Annotated in this window: 13 protein-coding genes; 9 read left to right on the plus strand and 4 right to left on the minus strand. The window is 73.9% G+C overall.

The window, feature by feature from the left end; translation table 11 throughout:
• Window positions 1-58: 58 nt before the first annotated feature.
• Both AB0O82_RS03145 and AB0O82_RS03150 read left to right on the plus strand, forming a co-directional pair.
• Window positions 59-703: a hypothetical protein gene (locus AB0O82_RS03145; protein WP_363579863.1), complete on the plus strand. Its 645-nt coding sequence runs from the start codon at window positions 59-61 to the stop codon at window positions 701-703.
• A gap of 34 nt (window positions 704-737) precedes the next feature.
• The gene (locus AB0O82_RS03150; RefSeq protein ID WP_363579864.1) at window positions 738-1,796 is read left to right on the plus strand and encodes a hypothetical protein; all 1,059 of its coding nucleotides are present in this window, start codon (window positions 738-740) and stop codon (window positions 1,794-1,796) included.
• A gap of 58 nt (window positions 1,797-1,854) precedes the next feature.
• Here the strand turns inward: AB0O82_RS03150 and AB0O82_RS03155 are convergent, their stop codons facing one another.
• Window positions 1,855-3,279, minus strand: coding sequence for a CCA tRNA nucleotidyltransferase (locus AB0O82_RS03155; RefSeq protein WP_363579933.1), 1,425 nt, complete (start codon window positions 3,277-3,279; stop codon window positions 1,855-1,857).
• Between the two features lie 331 nt (window positions 3,280-3,610).
• On the opposite strand from AB0O82_RS03155, the gene AB0O82_RS03160 reads away from it, so the two are divergent.
• The 7 genes from AB0O82_RS03160 to trxA all read left to right on the plus strand — a co-directional run bounded on the left by AB0O82_RS03160 (window position 3,611) and on the right by trxA (window position 14,400).
• Window positions 3,611-6,190: a DUF6049 family protein gene (locus tag AB0O82_RS03160; protein WP_363579865.1), complete on the plus strand. Its 2,580-nt coding sequence runs from the start codon at window positions 3,611-3,613 to the stop codon at window positions 6,188-6,190.
• A 57-nt stretch (window positions 6,191-6,247) separates the two neighbouring features.
• Window positions 6,248-8,764, plus strand: coding sequence for a murein biosynthesis integral membrane protein MurJ (gene murJ, locus AB0O82_RS03165; RefSeq protein ID WP_363579866.1), 2,517 nt, complete (start codon window positions 6,248-6,250; stop codon window positions 8,762-8,764).
• 307 nt (window positions 8,765-9,071) lie between these two features.
• Entirely contained in the window at window positions 9,072-11,045 is a 1,974-nt protein-coding gene (locus AB0O82_RS03170; RefSeq protein ID WP_363579867.1) for a serine/threonine protein kinase, read from the plus strand.
• Between the two features lie 42 nt (window positions 11,046-11,087).
• On the plus strand, window positions 11,088-11,813 hold the full coding sequence (gene sigM / locus AB0O82_RS03175) for an RNA polymerase sigma factor SigM (protein WP_363579868.1): 726 nt from the start codon (window positions 11,088-11,090) through the stop codon (window positions 11,811-11,813).
• Window positions 11,810-12,757 (plus strand): hypothetical protein, encoded by a 948-nt coding sequence (locus AB0O82_RS03180; RefSeq protein WP_363579869.1) that lies wholly within the window; start codon window positions 11,810-11,812, stop codon window positions 12,755-12,757. The genes sigM and AB0O82_RS03180 overlap by 4 nt, the downstream gene beginning before the upstream one ends.
• Before the next feature lie 204 nt (window positions 12,758-12,961).
• Window positions 12,962-13,930 (plus strand): thioredoxin-disulfide reductase, encoded by a 969-nt coding sequence (trxB, locus tag AB0O82_RS03185; protein WP_363579870.1) that lies wholly within the window; start codon window positions 12,962-12,964, stop codon window positions 13,928-13,930.
• Window positions 13,931-14,073: 143 nt separating this feature from the next.
• Window positions 14,074-14,400, plus strand: a complete 327-nt coding sequence (trxA, locus tag AB0O82_RS03190) for a thioredoxin (RefSeq protein WP_363579871.1) — start codon at window positions 14,074-14,076, stop codon at window positions 14,398-14,400.
• Window positions 14,401-14,478: 78 nt separating this feature from the next.
• Here the strand turns inward: trxA and AB0O82_RS03195 are convergent, their stop codons facing one another.
• From AB0O82_RS03195 to AB0O82_RS03205, 3 genes are all read right to left on the minus strand, one after another.
• The gene (locus tag AB0O82_RS03195) at window positions 14,479-15,096 is read right to left on the minus strand and encodes a GNAT family N-acetyltransferase (protein WP_350876727.1); all 618 of its coding nucleotides are present in this window, start codon (window positions 15,094-15,096) and stop codon (window positions 14,479-14,481) included.
• 124 nt (window positions 15,097-15,220) lie between these two features.
• On the minus strand, window positions 15,221-16,279 hold the full coding sequence (locus AB0O82_RS03200; RefSeq protein ID WP_363579872.1) for a ParB/RepB/Spo0J family partition protein: 1,059 nt from the start codon (window positions 16,277-16,279) through the stop codon (window positions 15,221-15,223).
• Window positions 16,276-17,226: a ParA family protein gene (locus AB0O82_RS03205; RefSeq protein ID WP_350876943.1), complete on the minus strand. Its 951-nt coding sequence runs from the start codon at window positions 17,224-17,226 to the stop codon at window positions 16,276-16,278. Before AB0O82_RS03205 ends, AB0O82_RS03200 begins: the two co-directional genes overlap by 4 nt.
• Window positions 17,227-17,338 lie beyond the last annotated feature (112 nt).

Below are 17,338 nucleotides of genomic sequence, written 5' to 3' on the forward strand. Positions count from 1 at the left end.
TCGCTAAGGTACGTCAGACCTGTCGGAGCGACAGCACTCGGCCTCGGGGGACGAACTGATGAGCACACCGCCCGGCCCGTACGGGCCACCTCCGCCGTACGGGCCGCCCCCGCAGCCGGCCCCGCCGTACGGGCAGGTGCCGTACATCCCGTCGCAGCCCCAACCCGCACCGCCCGGCTTCGGACCGCCGCAACCCGGACCGCCCCAGCCCGCACCGCCCGGCTTCGGACCGCCCCCGGCCTACGGCCAGCAGCCGCCCGGCTACGGCACCCAACCGCCGTACGGCCAGCAGCCGCCCGTCGGCCCGTACGGCTACCCGCCGCCCGCCCCGGCCGACGCGGCGCCCGCCGCGAAGCGCGGCGTCAAGGCGAAGCTGCGGATCGTCGGCGTGGTCGGCGGCTGCCTCGCACTGGCCGTCGGCTACTTCGTCAGCGGGCCGAGCGTCAGCAGCGCCAAGCCCGGCGACTGCGTCCGGGTGAGCGGCACGCGCGATGTCGAGATCGTCAAGTGCACTGACACCAAAGCGAATTACCGGGTCCTTTCGACGTTCGGCGACACCACCGACGTGAACCGCTGCCGGCAGACACCGCAGACCACCAGCGCCGTCTCGGGCAAGAGCGGACGCCGCTGGAACAAGAAGCGGTACGTGCTCTGCCTCGGCCCGATGACCCCGGCCGGCGCCCCGCTGCCGGGGAAGGTCTGACCTCTCCACCACCACCGCATCCCCGGGGGATCTCTTGTCCGTTCCGCCGCCCCAGCTGCCGTACGGCGCCCCGTCGCCCGACGACGGCAACCCCTACGCCACCGGAAACCCCTACGGCCGGCCGACCCCGCCACCGCCGCCCGGCCCGCCGCCCGGCTACGGCTACCCGGCCGCCCCGCCACCGCCCGACCAGCCGTACGGCTACCCCCCGCAGCCCGCGCCCGGCTACGGGTACGGATACCCGCCGCCGGCGCCGCAGGACGGTCCCGCCTGCCGCTTCTGCGGCGGCTTTCCGGCCGTGGACGCCACCGTCCGCGGCCACCAGGGCCTGGTCCTGGCCTACCGGATGCTGCGGATGCCGGGCCCGTTCTGCCGCACCTGCGGAACGGCGACGGTGCGCGACCTGTCCGCCCGCACCCTGGTCCAGGGCTGGTGGAGCCCGGCGTCGGTGCTGCTGGCGCCGATCACCCTGCTGCTGAACCTCGCCGCCAACGGCAAGGTCAAGCGGCTGCCGCCGCCCGTCCCGGGCAGCCACGGCCCCCAGCTCGACCCCGGCGTCCCGCTGGGCCGGCGTCCGCACGCGCTGATGCTGCTGCTGCCGCTCTCGGTGGTCGTCACGCTCGTCCTGGCCGCCACCGGGGTGCTCGGCCCGAAGGACGACGGCCCGGCCGCGCCGATCGCGGTACCGACGGTGGCGGTGCCCCCGGTGACCACCTTCTCGGCGCCACCGCTGCCGACCCACGCGCCGCGGCCGTTCCCCTCGCCGACGTTCAGCATGCCGCCGGTGCCCACCATCACGCTGCCGCCGCCGACCGCCCCCAGCACCGCGGCCGACAGCATCGACCGGGCCAACCCCGGCGACTGCCTGCGCAACGAGAACGGCACCGGCGCGACCCACGACGCCAACCCGAAGATCACCATGCTGCCCTGCGGCGACTCCCGCGCCCAGTACAAGGTGGTCTTCAAGTACCTGGCCACGTCCGATGAGAAGGTCTGCGAGAAGCAGCCGAAGTCGGACAGCACCTACACCCGCACCTACTCCAACCTGCCGGCCCTCAACTACGTGCTCTGCCTACAGAGCCTCCACGGCTGACCCGGCACGCCCGAGGGGTGGTCCCGGCCGACGCCGGGACCACCCCTCGCAGCGTCGCTCAGCCCTGCTGCTCGGCCCACCAGGCCCGCAGCGCGGCCACCGCCTCGTCGTGCTCCAGCGGGCCGTGCTCCAGCCGGAGTTCGAGCATGTGCTTGTACGCCTTGCCGACCTGCGGGCCGGGCTTGAGCCCGAGCAGCTCCATGATCTGGTTGCCGTCCAGCGCCGGGCGGACGGCGTCCAGCTCCTCCTGGGCCTTCAGCTCGGTGATCCGCTGCTCCAGGCCGTCGTAGGTGCGCGACAGCGCCGCCGCCTTCTTGCGGTTGCGGGTGGTGCAGTCGGAGCGGGTGAGCTTGTGCAGGCGCTCCAGCAGCGGTCCGGCGTCGGTGACGTAGCGGCGCACCGCGGAGTCCGTCCACTCGCCGCCGCCGTAGCCGTGGAAGCGCAGGTGCAGTTCGACCAGGTGCGAGACGTCCTCGGTGAGCTCCTTGGAGTACTTGAGCTCGCGCATCCGCTTGCGGGTCATCTTGGCGCCGACCACCTCGTGGTGGTGGAAGGAGACCCGGCCGTCCGACTCGAAGCGGCGGGTGCGCGGCTTGCCGATGTCGTGCAGCAGCGCGGCCAGCCGCAGGGTGAGGTCCGGGCCGTCCTGCTCCAGGTCGACGGCCTGTTCCAGGACGGTCAGCGAGTGCTCGTAGACGTCCTTGTGCCGGTGGTGCTCGTCCCGCTCCAGCCGCAGTGCGGGCAGCTCGGGCAGCACGTGGTCGGCCAGGCCGGTGTCGACCAGCAGCCGCAGGCCCTTCACCGGGTGCTTGGCCAGCAGCAGCTTGTTCAGCTCGGCCTGGACGCGTTCGGCGGACACGATGGTGATCCGCTCGGCCATCGCGGTCATCGCGGCGACGACCTCGGGGGCCGGCTCGAAGTCGAGCTGGGCGGCGAAGCGGGCGGCGCGCATCATCCGCAGCGGGTCGTCGGAGAAGGACTCCTCGGGGGTCGCGGGGGTGCGCAGCACCCGGGCCTCCAGGTCCTCCAGGCCGTGGTGCGGGTCGATGAAGCCGCGGCCGGGCAGGTCGACGGCCATCGCGTTGACGGTGAAGTCCCGGCGGACCAGGTCCTGCTCGATGGTGTCGCCGTAGGTGACCTCGGGCTTGCGGGAAGTCCGGTCGTACGCCTCGGAGCGGTAGGTGGTGATCTCGATCAGGAAGGAGCCCTCGGGGGTGTCCTTGCGGGCGCCGACCGTGCCGAACGCGATGCCGACGTCCCAGACCGCGTCCGCCCAGCCCTTGACCAGCCTGAGCACCTGCTGCGGGCGGGCGTCGGTGGTGAAGTCCAGGTCGTTGCCGAGCCTGCCGAGCAGGGCGTCCCGCACCGAGCCGCCGACCAGGGCCAGCCGGTGGCCGGCCGCCTCGAACCGACGGGCGATCTCGTCGGCCACCGGCGACACCCGCAGCAGCTCTTGCAGCCCCAGGGTCTGGGCCTCGCTCAGGCCTGGGACGGCCTGGACGGCGGTGCTGGAACGGTCGAGGTGCGCGGTGGACTCATTGGCAGTGGACACGGCTCACAAGAGTACGTGGCCCGGCAGGTCAACCGCCCGCGCGTTTTGGGCGTCTCACCCCAAGGCCCGCAACACTGCACCACGGGCTGCATCGTTACCATGCCGGTGGACGAGTCTCGGGCACCGGACAGGGGATGCGGTGTCGCGTGCCGCCGTGGACGGCGGAGCTCCCGCGGCACCAGCGCGGCGAACAGCGTCAAGCGAAGAACGTCAAGCGAACAGCATCAGCAGCGAGCGATCGAGAACGGCGAGGGCGGAACGAGTGAGTGAGCCGGCACGGCACTCGGGCCTGGGGGCGGACCGACGGCCCGGAAGGACCGAACGCCCCGTCGAAGGGCACGGTACGGGGCGGCGCGCGGGGCGGGCGGCCCGCCGCGCCCGCCGCCTCGCCGCCGTCTGCGGGGCCGCCCTGGCCCTGTTCTCGGCGGTCGCCCCGGCCGCGGCGCTACCCGCCGGGGGCGGCATCCGGCCGACCGCCGACAACGGCGTCTCGGCCGAGTACCCGGTGGAGATGACCATCGAGACGGTGGCACCGCAGGTGGCCAGCCCGAACGGCATCGTGAAGATCACCGGGCACGTCACCAACACCGGCAAGGCGGCGGTCAAGAACGCCCACGCGGCCGTCCGCAAGCCGCTGTCCAGCAAACCGCTGCAGCGGCGCAGCGACCTGTCCCTGGTGACCACCCGCAGCGGCCCGAGCAACTCCGACGGCGTGGAGCTGGACAGCCCGCAGTACGCCCTGCCGGAGCTGGGCCCGGGCCAGAACCAGCCCTACACCCTGAGCGTCTCGGTGAGCGACCTCGGACTGTCCGACAGCGGCGTCTACGAGCTCGCGGTGGACGCCTGGGGCTCGACCGCCGACAACCAGCGCGACCGGCCGCTGGGCATCGCCCGGACCTTCCTGCCGTACAACCCGGGCGGCGCCGAGGCGCAGCCCAGCAAGGTCACCACGCTCTGGCCGCTGGTGCACGCGCCGGTGCTGGCCGCGCAGACCTACTCCGACAACGACCAGCCCGTCCCCGTCCTGCGCGACGACAGCCTGACCGCCGAGTTCTCCCCGGGCGGCCGGCTGTACGAGCTGGTGGACACCGGGGCCAAGATGACCGGGCTGACCTGGGTGGTCGACCCGGACCTGCTGGACACCGCGTTCGCGATGACCAAGCAGTACCGGGTGCAGAAGCCGGGCCAGGACGTCGTCGGCAAGCCGGCCAAGGACGACAACACCGTCCCCGGCACCGGCCAGGCCGCCGCCGCGGCCTGGCTGGACAAGCTGCGGACCGCCGTCGCCAAGCCGGGCGGCCAGGTGGTGTCGCTGCCCTACGCCGACCCGGACCTCGCCTCGATCGCGCACAACGGCGCCGACCTGACCGGGATGGGCACCGCCCTGGGCAAGGCGGCCACCGCCGGCCGGCTCACCGTCGAGGGCCGGCTGTCCGTCGACACCCGCTCGGACGTGGCCTGGCCGTACCAGGGCTACCTGGACCAGCAGATCGCCGGCGTCGCCCAGCAGGCCGGCAACGGCCTGGTCCTGGTCAACGGCGCGAGCATGCCGGAGCCGGACGCGATGAACTACACCCCGACCGCGGTGCGCCCGATCGGCAACGGGCAGAACGCGGTGGTCGCCGACGAGACCGTCTCCTCGCTGTTCCAGACCGACCTCGCCTCCCCGCAGGCGCAGTCCAGGGCGAACCAGCGCTTCCTCGCCGAGACCTACACGATCACCCACGAGCAGCCGCAGAACCAGCGCGGCCTGCTGGTGATGCCGCCGCGCGACCTGACCGCGAGCACCGCCAAGGTGCTGGCGGACGCCCTGCAGACGGCCTCCGACAACAAGTGGCTCGCCCCGGTCAAGCTGGACGCCCTGGCCCAGGCCGCGCCCGACCCGAAGGCCAACACCACCGTCCCGGCAGCCGCCGACTACCCGGCCCAGGCCCGCGCCTCGGAGCTGTCCGCGGCCGAGCTGAGCAGCACCGACGAGATCCAGCAGAACCTGGACACGCTGATGCGGGTGCTCACCCTGCCGCAGCGGGTGCGCGGCCCGTTCAGCGCCGCGATGGTCCGCTCGCTGTCCACCGAGTGGCGCACCAACACGGCGGTCGGCAGCACCTACCGCGAGGACGTCGCCAAGTACCTGGACGAACTGACCGGGGCCGTCCGGGTGACGAAGAAGAACGTGGTCACCCTCGCCGGCGACACCGGCCTGGTGCCGGTCAGCGTCCGCAACGACCTCACCCAGACCGTCACCAACCTCAAGCTGGTGCTCACCTCGACCCAGCCGAACCGGCTGCGGGTGGGCAAGGAGGAGGAACTGGTCATCCCCGCCGCCCAGAGCGCCACCCTCCGGTTCCAGGCCGAGGCGCGCAACAACGGCCCGGTCACCATGACCGCCCAGCTCTGGACCACCGGCCCCAACCCGCAGAAGTACGGCGAACCGCAGCAGTTCACGGTGGAGGTCACCTCGGTGACCAACGGCGTGCTGTACGTCTTCGCGGCCGCCGCCGCCCTGCTGCTGCTGGCCGCGCTGCGCTTCGTGCGCCAGCGCAAGCGGCGGGCCGGGCAGCCGCACGCCGACGGCGACCAGCCGGTCGACGGCCCGGCGGCGGGCGGCGCACCGGCCCCGGCGGCGGACGGGGCCCGGGACGGGGCGCAGGACGCGGGCGGGGACGCGAGCGGGGAGAAGCCCGACGGCGAGGCCGGGGGCGGTGCCGGCGAACCCGCCGGGAACGGCCCCGAAGACGGCTCCGACGGCGGATCCGCCGAGGCCGGCCCCGCGCAGACACCGCGCGGCAGCAACGCGGATGGCCGGGATCGGACCGCCAGTGATGAGAAGGTTGGTCCTTGATACCGCCGACCCCCCGCAACGCCGGGCCGGCCTCCCCCACGACAGCGAAGAGGTGACATGACCGGGCGCAGCGAGGAGCGGCCGCCGGGCCGCGGTGAGAACCGGCCGGGCGCCGAGTCGCCGTCCGGCGACTGGTACGTGGCCGACACCTACGCCCAGGACCCGTACGCGGCCGACGCGTACGGGAACCCGCAGGCCGGCCAGGACCCGTACGGTCTGCGGGCCGACCGGCCCGCGGCGCCTCAGCCGCCGGCCACCGCGTACGACGTGCCGCCGCAGCTGCCGCCGCAGGGCGGCGGCTACCCGACGCCGGTGCCGCCGGCGCAGTACTCGGCGCCGACGCCGTTCGCGGCCCCGGTGCCGCCCGTGCAGCCCGGCTGGGACACCCCGGTGCCGCCCGTGCAGCCCGGCTGGGACACCCCGGTGCAGGCCGCCTGGCAGGAGGCCCCGGCTCCGGCCGGCGGCGGCCAGTGGGGTGGCCCTGAGCAGCCCCGGCCGCAGTGGGAGCCGGGCCCGGCGCACTCGACCTGGGACAGCGAGACCACCGAGTACGTCGGGGTGGACGCGCTGTTCGGCGGCCACCAGGCGCAGGCCGCGGCCCAGCCGCCGGTGCCCCCGCCCGCCCCGGCGCACCCGGCGGCACCGCCGGTCGCGCCCCCGCCCCCCGCCGCCGCCGTGCCGCCGGTCGCCCCCGCGCCGTACCCTCCGATGGGCGGCTACCAGGGGCAGCAGCAGTACGCCGGCCCGGACGGGCACCGCCCCTTCGTCCCCCCGATCGAGTTCGACCCGCCGCTCTCCGAGGACGAGGCCACCATGCAGGTGGCCGCCGTGGCGGTGCCGCCAGCGGTGGAGCCGCTGGCGGACCTCGTCGCCGAGGAGCGCGCCGCACAGCTGGCGCCCGCGGCCGAGCCCGCCCCGGCGGCCGGCGGCGGCAAGGTCGCGAGCCTGCTGAACTCCAGCGCGATCATGGCGGCGGGCACGCTGGTCTCCCGCGGCACCGGCTTCGTCCGGACCATGGTGATCACCGCGGCCATCGGCGTCGCCGTCATGGGCGACTCGTACAACGCCGCGTACACCCTGCCGACCCTGCTGTACATCCTGATCGGCGGCGGCGCGCTGAACGCCGTCTTCGTGCCGCAGCTGGTGCGCAGCATGAAGAACGACGAGGACGGCGGCACCGCGTACGCCAGCCGGCTGCTCACCCTGGTGATGGTCGGGCTCGGTGGCGTGGTGTTCCTCGCGGTGCTCGGGGCACCGCTGCTGGTGCAGCTGATCTCGCACTCGATGATGGAGAACGCGGACCGCGCCGAGACCACGGTCGCGCTGGCCCGGTACTGCCTGCCGACCATCTTCTTCATGGGCGTCCACGTGGTGATGGGGCAGATCCTCAACGCCCGCGGCCGGTTCGGCGCCATGATGTGGACCCCGGTCCTCAACAACATCGTGGTGATCTTCACCTTCGGCGCCTACATCTGGGTGTTCGGCGGCTACAGCGGCACTCAGGTGACCCCCGAGGGCATCTCGCCCGAGGGCGTCCGGCTGCTCGGCCTCGGCACCCTGCTCGGCCTGGTCGTCCAGTCGCTGGCGATGATCCCGTACCTGCGGTCGGCCGGCTTCCGCTACCGGCCGCGCTTCGACTGGCGCGGCCACGGCCTGGGCAAGGCCGCCCGGCTGGCCAAGTGGACCTTCTTCTTCGTGCTCGCCAACCAGGCCGGCTACCTGGTCATCACCCAGCTGGCCACCGCCGCCGGCAGCGCCGCCGAGAAGGGCGGCCACGAGGGCGTCGGCCTCGCGGCGTTCTCCAACGCCCTGCTGATCTGGCAGCTCCCGCAGGCCGTGATCACCGTCTCGATCATGAGCGCGGTGCTCCCCCGGCTCTCCCGGGCGGCGGCCGACGAGGACGCCGGCGCCGTCCGCGACGACCTGTCGTACGGGCTGCGCACCACCGCGGTGGCGGTCGTCCCGGGCGCCTTCCTGTTCCTGTCGCTCGGCCCGGTGATCGCCCGCTCGATCTACGGGATCGGCGGCGGTGACCGGGCCCTGGACAACGCCACCAACGTCGGCCTGATGCTGTCGGCCTTCGCGCTCGGGCTGATCCCGTACTCGGCCCAGTACGTGATGCTGCGCGGCTTCTACGCCTACGAGGACACCCGGACGCCGTTCTCCAACACCGTCTGGGTCGCGGTCTGCCAGGCCGGGTTCTCGGTGCTCTGCTGGTTCACGCTGCCCGCCCAGTGGGCCGTGATCGGGATGTCCTTCGGCTATGGTCTGGCCTACGCCGTCGGGGTGGCGGTCGCACTGCCGAAGCTGAAGAAGAAGATCGGCGGGCTGGACAGCAAGCGGATCGGCAAGACGTACAGCCGGCTGGCCACCGCCGGCGTGCCGTCCGCGCTGGTCGGCCTCGGCGTCAGCCTGGCGGTCCAGCAGGTGCTCGACGGCTGGATGGGCAGCGTGCTGTCCCTCGTCGCGGGCGGCGGCCTCCAGCTGGCCGTGTTCGTGCTGATCGCGAAGCGCCTGCGGATCGAGGAGCTCAACGCCATGCTCGGCATGGTGCGCGGCCGGCTGGGCCGCTGATCCACCACACCGACCGACCGGACGAGCGGGCGCCCTGACCGGGTGTCAACGGGAGCCACCGGCTCCTCCGCCCGTCCGGCCGGGTGCCGGGCCGCCGCCCGCGCCCGGCTCCGCCCGGGCCGCGAGATGGCGGCCCGGTGTCGGATCTGCACCACATCTCTCCACCAGCACGCAACCGAGCGCGCCCCTCAGCGGTCGTACTCGGTGGAGAAGAGTGGGCACAATTGTCCTGGAGCACGTGGCCGCCAACCCGCGGGCTCCAGCGACTCTCTCAAGCCGGGGCGACACAAGGGGAGGCAGGACCACGGTGGCTGATGGCACCAAGGCGGTCGTCGACACGTCAGCAGCTGACGCGGCGGCGGACGAGGCCGCACTGGCCGCGGCGATCGACGAGCTCACGGCGGGGAAGGCCGCCCCGGCGGGCGCCGCCGACACCTCCTCCAAGGACCCGTCCGAGGACGCGCCCGAGGACCGGGGCGCCGCCCCGGACACCCCGGTGGCCGCCGACGCGGGCACCGACGCCTCCGACGCCGGCCAGGACACCCCCCACGGCGAGGAGACCTCGGAGATCACCGCTCCGCTCTCGGCCCACGAGATCGCCGCCGAGCTGGCCGCGGGCACCGCCCGGCGCAAGCCCGCCGCCCCGGAGCCCGCGGCCGCCAAGCGCCGCCCCACCGACCCGCAGCCCACCGTCGACCCGCGCGACACCGCCACCCTGCCCCGCACCCTCCCCGCCCCGCTGCGGCACAGCGGCGACATGATCGGCCACCGGTACCGGCTGGAGGAGTGCATCTCCCAGACCGAGACCTTCAGCAGCTGGCGCGCGGTCGACGAGAAGCTGCGCCGGGCCGTCGGCGTCCACCTGATGGCCTCCGGCCACCAGCGCGCCCGCAAGGTGCTCGCCGCCGCGAAGTCCGCCGCCCTGCTCGGCGACCCGCGCTTCGTCCAGGTCCTGGACGCCGTCCAGGAGGGCGAGCTGGTCTACGTCGTGCGGGAGTGGCTGCCGCACGCCTCCGACCTCGCCAAGCTGCTCGCCGACGGCCCGATGGAGCCGCACGAGGCGTACCAGATGGTCCGCCAGGTGACCGACGCGGTCGCCGCCGCCCACCGGCGCGGCCAGGCCCACCTGCGGCTCACCCCGCGCTGCGTGCTGCGCACCGACAGCGGCCAGTACCGGATCAACGGCATCGCGGTGGACGCCGCCCTGCGCGGGCTGCCCGACGAGGACGGCACCGACGGCTCCGAGCGCACCGACACCCGCGCGATCGGCGCCCTGCTGTTCGCCGCGCTCACCCACCGCTGGCCCTACCCGGAGGACCGCTACGACCTCCAGGGCCTGCCCAAGGGCCTCCAGAACGCCGCGCCGGACCAGGTCCGCGCGGGCGTCCACAAGGGCCTGTCCGAGCTGGCCGCGCGGGCCCTGTTCGACCACCCGCCGCACCACGCCGAGCCGATCACCACCCCGGAGGAGCTGACCCGGGCGATCGCGCAGATGCCCCGGATCCGCCAGCCCGAACCGGAGCTGCCCGCCTTCCCGGCCCCGCCCCGGCACAACACCCACGCACTGCCGACCGCGCCCAACCCGACCCGGGTGGCCGACCCGGCCGTCGCCCCGCTGCCCGCCTCGTCCCGGCCGACCTCGAACCGGCGCACCCGGCGGCGGCTGCGCCGAGTCGTCAAGGCGACGGCCTGGACGGTCGCCCTGGGCGCCATCGGCGTCGCCTCCTGGCAGTTCGTGGACAACCTGCGCAACACCGGACCGGGCACCCCCCCGCGGGCCTCGGCCACCAGCGACGCGCCGACCCCGCAGGCCAGCACCCACAATCCGACGCCGATCGCGCCCAAGGCCGCCCTCTCGTACAACCCGAAGGGCGACTCGGCGGAATCCGCCTGGGCCCTCCCCAAGGCCATCGACGGCGACCCCAGCACGAGCTGGCCGACCTTCGGCTACGACGACCAGTTCGTCCCGGGCGGCTACAAGGAGGGCACCGGTCTGCTGATCGACCTCGGCTCGCCGCACGCCGTCAGCTCGGTGAGCGTCCAGTTCGTCGGCACCACCACGGCCGAGCTGCGGATCCCGAACGGCCAGGCGGCGGACAACCCGCAGAAGGCGCCGCTGACCTCCTTCACGACCGTGGGGAAGAAGAGCGGCAGCAGCGTCGACTTCGCTCTCAACGCCCCGACGAACACCCGCTTCCTCTTGATCTGGCTGACCAGCCTGCCGAAGGATACGGATGGCAAGTTCCGCGGGCAGGTCGCCGAGGTCAAGGTCTCCGGCTGACCGGAGGTCCGGCCTGCGGAACGACGGCGAGGGGGGCGAGGGGTGACGGTGGCGGAGGACGACGCGGCGCTGCTCGCCCGGCACGTCGCCGGCGACCCGGACGCCTTCGGCCTCCTGGTGAACCGCCACCGCGACCGGCTCTGGGCGGTCGCCCTGCGCACCCTGGGCGACCGCGAGGAGGCCGCCGACGCCCTCCAGGACGCCCTGGTCTCCGCCTTCCGCGCCGCCCCCGGCTTCCAGGGCCGCTCGGCGGTCACCACCTGGCTGCACCGGATCGTGGTCAACGCCTGTCTGGACCGCGCCCGGCGCAGCGCCACCCGCCGCACCACCCCGCTCGACGAGGACCCGCGGCGCCTGGACACCCTGGTCGGCGCCGCGGAACCGGCCGACTCCCCGGTGGTCCGGGCCGAGGTGCAGCGCGAGCTGGCCGCCGCGCTCGCCGAGCTGCCCGCCGAGCAGCGGGCCGCGCTGGTCCTGGTCGACATGCAGGGCTACCCCGTCGCCGAGGCCGCCGAGCTGCTGGGCGTCCCGGTGGGCACGGTGAAGAGCCGCTGCGCCCGGGGCCGGGCCCGGCTGCTCCCGCTGGTCCGCCACCTGCGCGAGAGCGGCGGCGGGCCGGATGTTTCACGTGAAACACCGAACGCCCCCGGCACGGCCCCGCCACCTCGGCGGAACGCGCCGGGGAACCCGACGGGCACCGGCACCGTCACAGGGGCAGGCCCGAACACCGGTCGGACGGTTCTGGAAGGAGACGCGAGCACGCGATGACGGCCCACCTCTCCTCCCCCGGCCCCGCCGAGGACCACCCCTCCGTCGAGGAGCTCGCCGACCTCGCCGAGGGGCTGGTCGAGTCCGCCGACGCCGCCCGGACGCTGCGTCGGCACCTGGACGACTGCGCCGAGTGCCGCGAGACCGCCGACGCACTCGGTGAGGTCCAGGCACTGCTCGGCGCCGTCGAAGCCCCGCCGATGCCCGCCGACGTCGCCGCCCGGCTGGACGCCGCCCTCGCCTCGGCCGCCGCCTCCGCAGCGGCGGAGGAGGCCGAGAACGCCCCCCTCGGAGCCTCCCGGGCCGCCGTCCCTGCCCCGGCCGCCCGGGCCGCCGCGGCGCCCGCCGCACCCCCTTCCCGGCCCGCCGCGCCCACCGGCCCGGGCCGGCCCCGCCCCCGCCCCCGGCGGCGGCGCGCCGGCCTGCTGCTCGGCGCGGCCGCCGCCCTGGCCGCGATCGCCCTCGGCGCAGCCCTGCTGCTGCACCCGGCCGGCCAGGACGACCAGCACCCGGCCCTGTCCGCCGGCGCCCCCGCCTCCGCCTCCCTCGGCACCGGCGCGAGCCCCGGCACGGCGCAGAGCTCCCGCGCCGACCACGCCGCGGGAGCCGGCCCGACCTACCAGGACGATCAGCTCGCCACCCAGATCCAGCAGCTGCTGGCCCGGTCGGGCACCGCCCCCGGACTGCGCCCGACCGGGCCCGCCAAGCCCTCCGCCGCGATGCCCGCCGACGGCCGCCAGGAGCTCACCGCCCAGGCCTCCCCGCCGTCCTGCCCGGCCCCCGCCGAGGGCGTGCCGCTCGCCACCGACCACGGCAGCTACGCGGGCGCCCCGGTCGAGGTCCTGGTCTACCCGGCGCCCGGCCGGCCCGGGTTCGCGGACGTCTACCTGCGCTCCCCCGGCTGCGGCCCGGTCGTGCTGCAGCGCACCGTCCCCACCCGTTGACGTCCCGGGGATCGGAGGTCCCGGGGATCGGGGCCCCGTTCCCATGCGATCGACGAGCGGGGCGCCGCGCCGCTCCCACAGTGCGGCCGCCTGGTACTGATCCGCCTGGGAATGCGAGACACTGGTCAGTCGTTGTCCCGGGCGGCGGAGCAGAACCGCCCTCCCCGCACCTAGCGCGGGTCGCGATGCGAACCAGGAGATGCAGTGAGCGACGTCCGTAACGTGATCATCATCGGTTCCGGCCCGGCCGGCTACACGGCCGCGCTCTACACGGCGCGGGCCTCCCTCAAGCCGCTGGTGTTCGAGGGGGCCGTCACCGCCGGCGGCGCCCTGATGAACACCACCGAGGTCGAGAACTTCCCGGGCTTCCGGGACGGCATCATGGGCCCCGAGCTGATGGACAACATGCGGGCGCAGGCCGAGCGCTTCGGCGCCGAGCTGATCCCGGACGACATCGTCTCGGTCGACCTCACCGGTGACATCAAGACCGTCACCGACTCCGAGGGCAACGTGCACCGGGCGCGCGCCGTGATCGTCACCACCGGCTCCCAGCACCGCAAGCTCGGCCTGCCGAACGAGGACAAGCTCTCCGGTCGCGGTGTCTCCTGGTGCGCCACCTGCGACGGCTTCTTCTTCCGCGACCAGGACATCGCGGTGGTCGGCGGCGGCGACACCGCCCTGGAGGAGGCGACCTTCCTCTCCCGCTTCGCCAAGAGCGTCACGATCATCCACCGCCGGGACAGCCTGCGCGCCTCCAAGGCGATGCAGGAGCGCGCCTTCGCCGACGAGAAGATCCGCTTCGAGTGGGACAGCGCGGTCGAGGCCATCCACGGCGACCCGAAGCTGAGCGGCGTCACCCTGCGCGACACCACCACCGGCGAGACCCGCGAGCTGGCCGTCACCGGCCTGTTCATCGCGATCGGCCACGACCCGCGCACCGACCTGTTCAAGGGCCAGCTGGACCTCGACGCGGAGGGCTACCTCAAGGTCGAGGCGCCCTCGACCCGGACCAACATCCCGGGCGTGTTCGGCGCCGGCGACGTCGTGGACCACACCTACCGCCAGGCCATCACGGCCTCCGGCACCGGCTGCTCCGCCGCGCTGGACGCCGAGCGCCACCTCGCCGCCCTGGACGACCTGGAGGCCAAGGCCACCGCCGCCGTGGCGGTCTGACCCCCTCGCCACCGACCGACCCCCGCGGGGGTGTGACACCCGTTTCACGTGAAACACCCCCGCCCCGGCCAGGGCGAAACAGAACGGGCCCGCCCGTTGTTCACCTGGCAGCAGCCCCCTCCGTCCGAACCCGAGGAGTTCCCGTGGCCGGCGCCACCACCACCGTCACCGACGCGACGTTCAAGGCCGACGTCCTGGACAGCGACAAGCCCGTGCTCGTCGACTTCTGGGCCACCTGGTGCGGCCCGTGCCGCCAGGTCGCCCCGATCCTGGACGAGATCGCGTCCGAGCACGGCGACAAGCTGACCATCGCCAAGCTGGACGTGGACGCCAACCAGGCGACCGCCGCCCAGTACGGCGTCATCTCGATCCCGACCCTGATCCTCTACAAGGGCGGCGAGCCGGTGAAGTCCATCACCGGTGCCCGTCCGAAGGCCGCGCTGCTGCGCGAGCTGGACGGCTTCATCTAGGTCGACCGGTCGTCGACCGTACGACGGCGGCGGGGCTCCCCACACCGGGGAGCCCCGCCGCCGTCGTTTCCACCCGCCTCAGAACGGCCGCAGCGCCGGCTCCTTGCGCGCCCCGCCGAGCAGCCGCTCCAGCGCCACCTCCACATCGCCCCGCCAGGACAGCGTGGTGCGCGCCTCCAGCCGCAGTCGCGGGTAACGGTGATGCGAGCGGACGGTCTTGAAGCCGACCGCGAGCAGGTGGTCGGCCGGCAGCACGCAGCTGACCGGCTCGGGACCGGCCGAGCCGAAGGCCTCGATCGCCCGCACCCCGCGCCCGAGCAGGTCCTTGGCCACGGTCTGCACCAGCACCCGGCCGAGCCCCTGCCGCTGGTAGCCCGGAACCACCCGGCTGACCATCAGCTGGACGGCGTCCGGCGAGACCGGACTGGTCGGGAAGGACTGCGACCGGGGGACGTAGGCGGGCGGCGCGTACAGCACGAAGCCGGCCGGCTGGTCGTCCACGTAGACGATCCGACCGCAGGACCCCCACTCCAGCAGCACCGCGGAGATCCACCCCTCCTTCTCCAGCTCCGGCTTCCCGGACTCCACCGCCGCCTTCCCGCTGACCGGGTCCAGCTCCCAGAACACGCAGGAGCGGCAGGTCGTCGGCAGATCGGCGAGGTTGTCCAGGGTCAGCGGAGCGATCCGGCGTCCCATGCCCCGCACCTCCTCCTCCACTTCACGGTCGAGCATGCCCCCACAGACGCCGACGGGTGCATGTTTCACGTGAAACAGTGCTCACGCGGAACATGCACCCATCGGGTGTCGTCCCCGGCCCGGCTCAGCCCTGCGACAGCCGCAGACCGTCCTCGCCCGGGGCCAGGCTGTCCAGGATCCGGTTCAGGTCCTCCACCGAACCGAACTCCAGCACCACCTTGCCCTTGCCCAGCTTGCCGCCGCGCTGCGACACCTCGACCTTGACCCGGGTGTCGAAGCGGTCCGACAGCCGGCTCGCCAGATCGTTGAAGGCCGGGGAGATCAGCTTGCCCGCCTTCGGCGCCTGGCGCTTCGGCTTCCGGTCCTCCTCCTCGGCCATCAGCGCGACGATCTCCTCGGTGGTCCGCACCGAGAGGCCCTCCGCGACGATCCGCTTGGCCAGCAGCTCCCGCCGCTCGTCGTCCGGCACCCCGAGCAGCGCCCGGGCGTGGCCGGCGGTCAGCACTCCGGCGGCGACCCGGCTCTGCACGGTGGGCGAGAGCTTCAGCAGCCGCAGCGTGTTGGAGACGTGCGAACGCGAGCGGCCGATCCGGTCGGCCAGCTCGTCGTGGGTGCAGGAGAAGTCCCGCAGCAACTGGTCGTAGGCGGCCGCCTCCTCCAACGGGTTCAGCTCGGCCCGGTGCAAGTTCTCCAGCAGGGCGTCCAGCAGCAGCTTGTCGTCCTCGGTGGCGCGGACGATCGCCGGAATCTGCTTCAGCCCGGCCTCCTTGGAGGCGCGCCAGCGGCGCTCGCCCATGATCAGCTCGAAGCGATCGGGCGCGACCTGGCGCACCACGATCGGCTGGAGCAGACCGACCTCCTTGATCGAGACGACCAGCTCGGCCAGCTTGTCGTCGTCGAAGACCTCACGCGGCTGACGCGGGTTGGACGTGATCGCGTCCAGCGGCAGCTCCGCGAAGAAGGCACCGGCCGCCGGCGCCGGCTGCGCCTGCTCGGCCCGCTTCTCCGCGGCCGCCCGGGCCGCCACCGTGCCGCGGCCGGTCGGCAGCGTCGGTACCGAGGTCGGGGACGTCGCGCCGGTCGCCCCCACCGGGGCCGGTGCGGGCGCGGCCCCGCCGTCCACCGGCACGGCGGGGCGGATCAGCGCCTCCAGCCCTCGTCCCAAACCCCTGCGACCGCTCACCGATGACCCTCCGTCGTACCGTGCTGTGCCACCGGGGCTCCGTGCCCCGTACCGCTGCCGTGCCGCTGCTGCCCCAGGAGCGGGCCGCCGCCCGTCCCCGCCGCGCGCAGCCCGAGCTCGCGGGCGGCCTCCAGGTAGGAGAGCGCCCCGGTCGAGCCCGGGTCGTAGGTGAGGACCGTCTGACCGTAGCTGGGCGCCTCCGAGATGCGCACCGAGCGCGGGATCGCGGTGCTCAGCACCTCCTGCGGGAAGTGCGTCCGGACCTCCTCGGCGACCTGGGCGGCCAGCCTCGTCCGGGCGTCGTACATGGTGAGCAGGATGGTCGAGACGTGCAGCGCGGGGTTGAGGTGCGCGCGCACCAGTTCGACGTTGCGCAGCAGCTGGCCCAGGCCCTCCAGCGCGTAGTACTCGCACTGGATCGGGATCAGCACCTCCCGCCCGGCCACCAGGGCGTTGACCGTCAGCAGGCCCAGCGAGGGCGGACAGTCGATCAGGACGTAGTCCAGCGGCTGCTCGTAGGCGGCGATGGCGCGCTGGAGCCGGCTCTCCCGGGCCACCAGCGACACCAGCTCGATCTCGGCGCCGGCCAGGTCGATGGTCGCGGGGACGCAGAACAGCCCCTCGACGTCCACCACCGGCTGCACCACGTCGGCGAGCGGCTTGCCCTCGACCAGGACGTCGTAGACGGAGGGCACCTCGGCGTGGTGGTCGATGCCGAGGGCGGTGGAGGCGTTGCCCTGCGGGTCGAGGTCGACAACCAGGACGCGCAGTCCGTGCATGGCGAGCGAGGCGGCCAGGTTGACGGTGGTGGTGGTCTTGCCGACCCCGCCCTTCTGGTTGGCAACCACGATCACCCGGGTGGCGCCGGGGCGGGGAAGACCCTCACCCGCTCGGCCGATCGCCTGAACCGCAGCCTGGGCAGCCCTCGCGATGGGCGTGTCATCGATCTGGTCGATGGTCTCCGAGTCCTGCATGAGGGTCAGTGTTTCACGTGAAACCGGAGCGGCAACAGTCGCCGCCCGGCTGCGGCCGAGGATTCCCGAGAGCAAGGAGCGACGT

This window comes from Kitasatospora sp. NPDC088264 (assembly GCF_040685715.1).
Taxonomy (GTDB): Bacteria; Actinomycetota; Actinomycetes; order Streptomycetales; family Streptomycetaceae; genus Kitasatospora.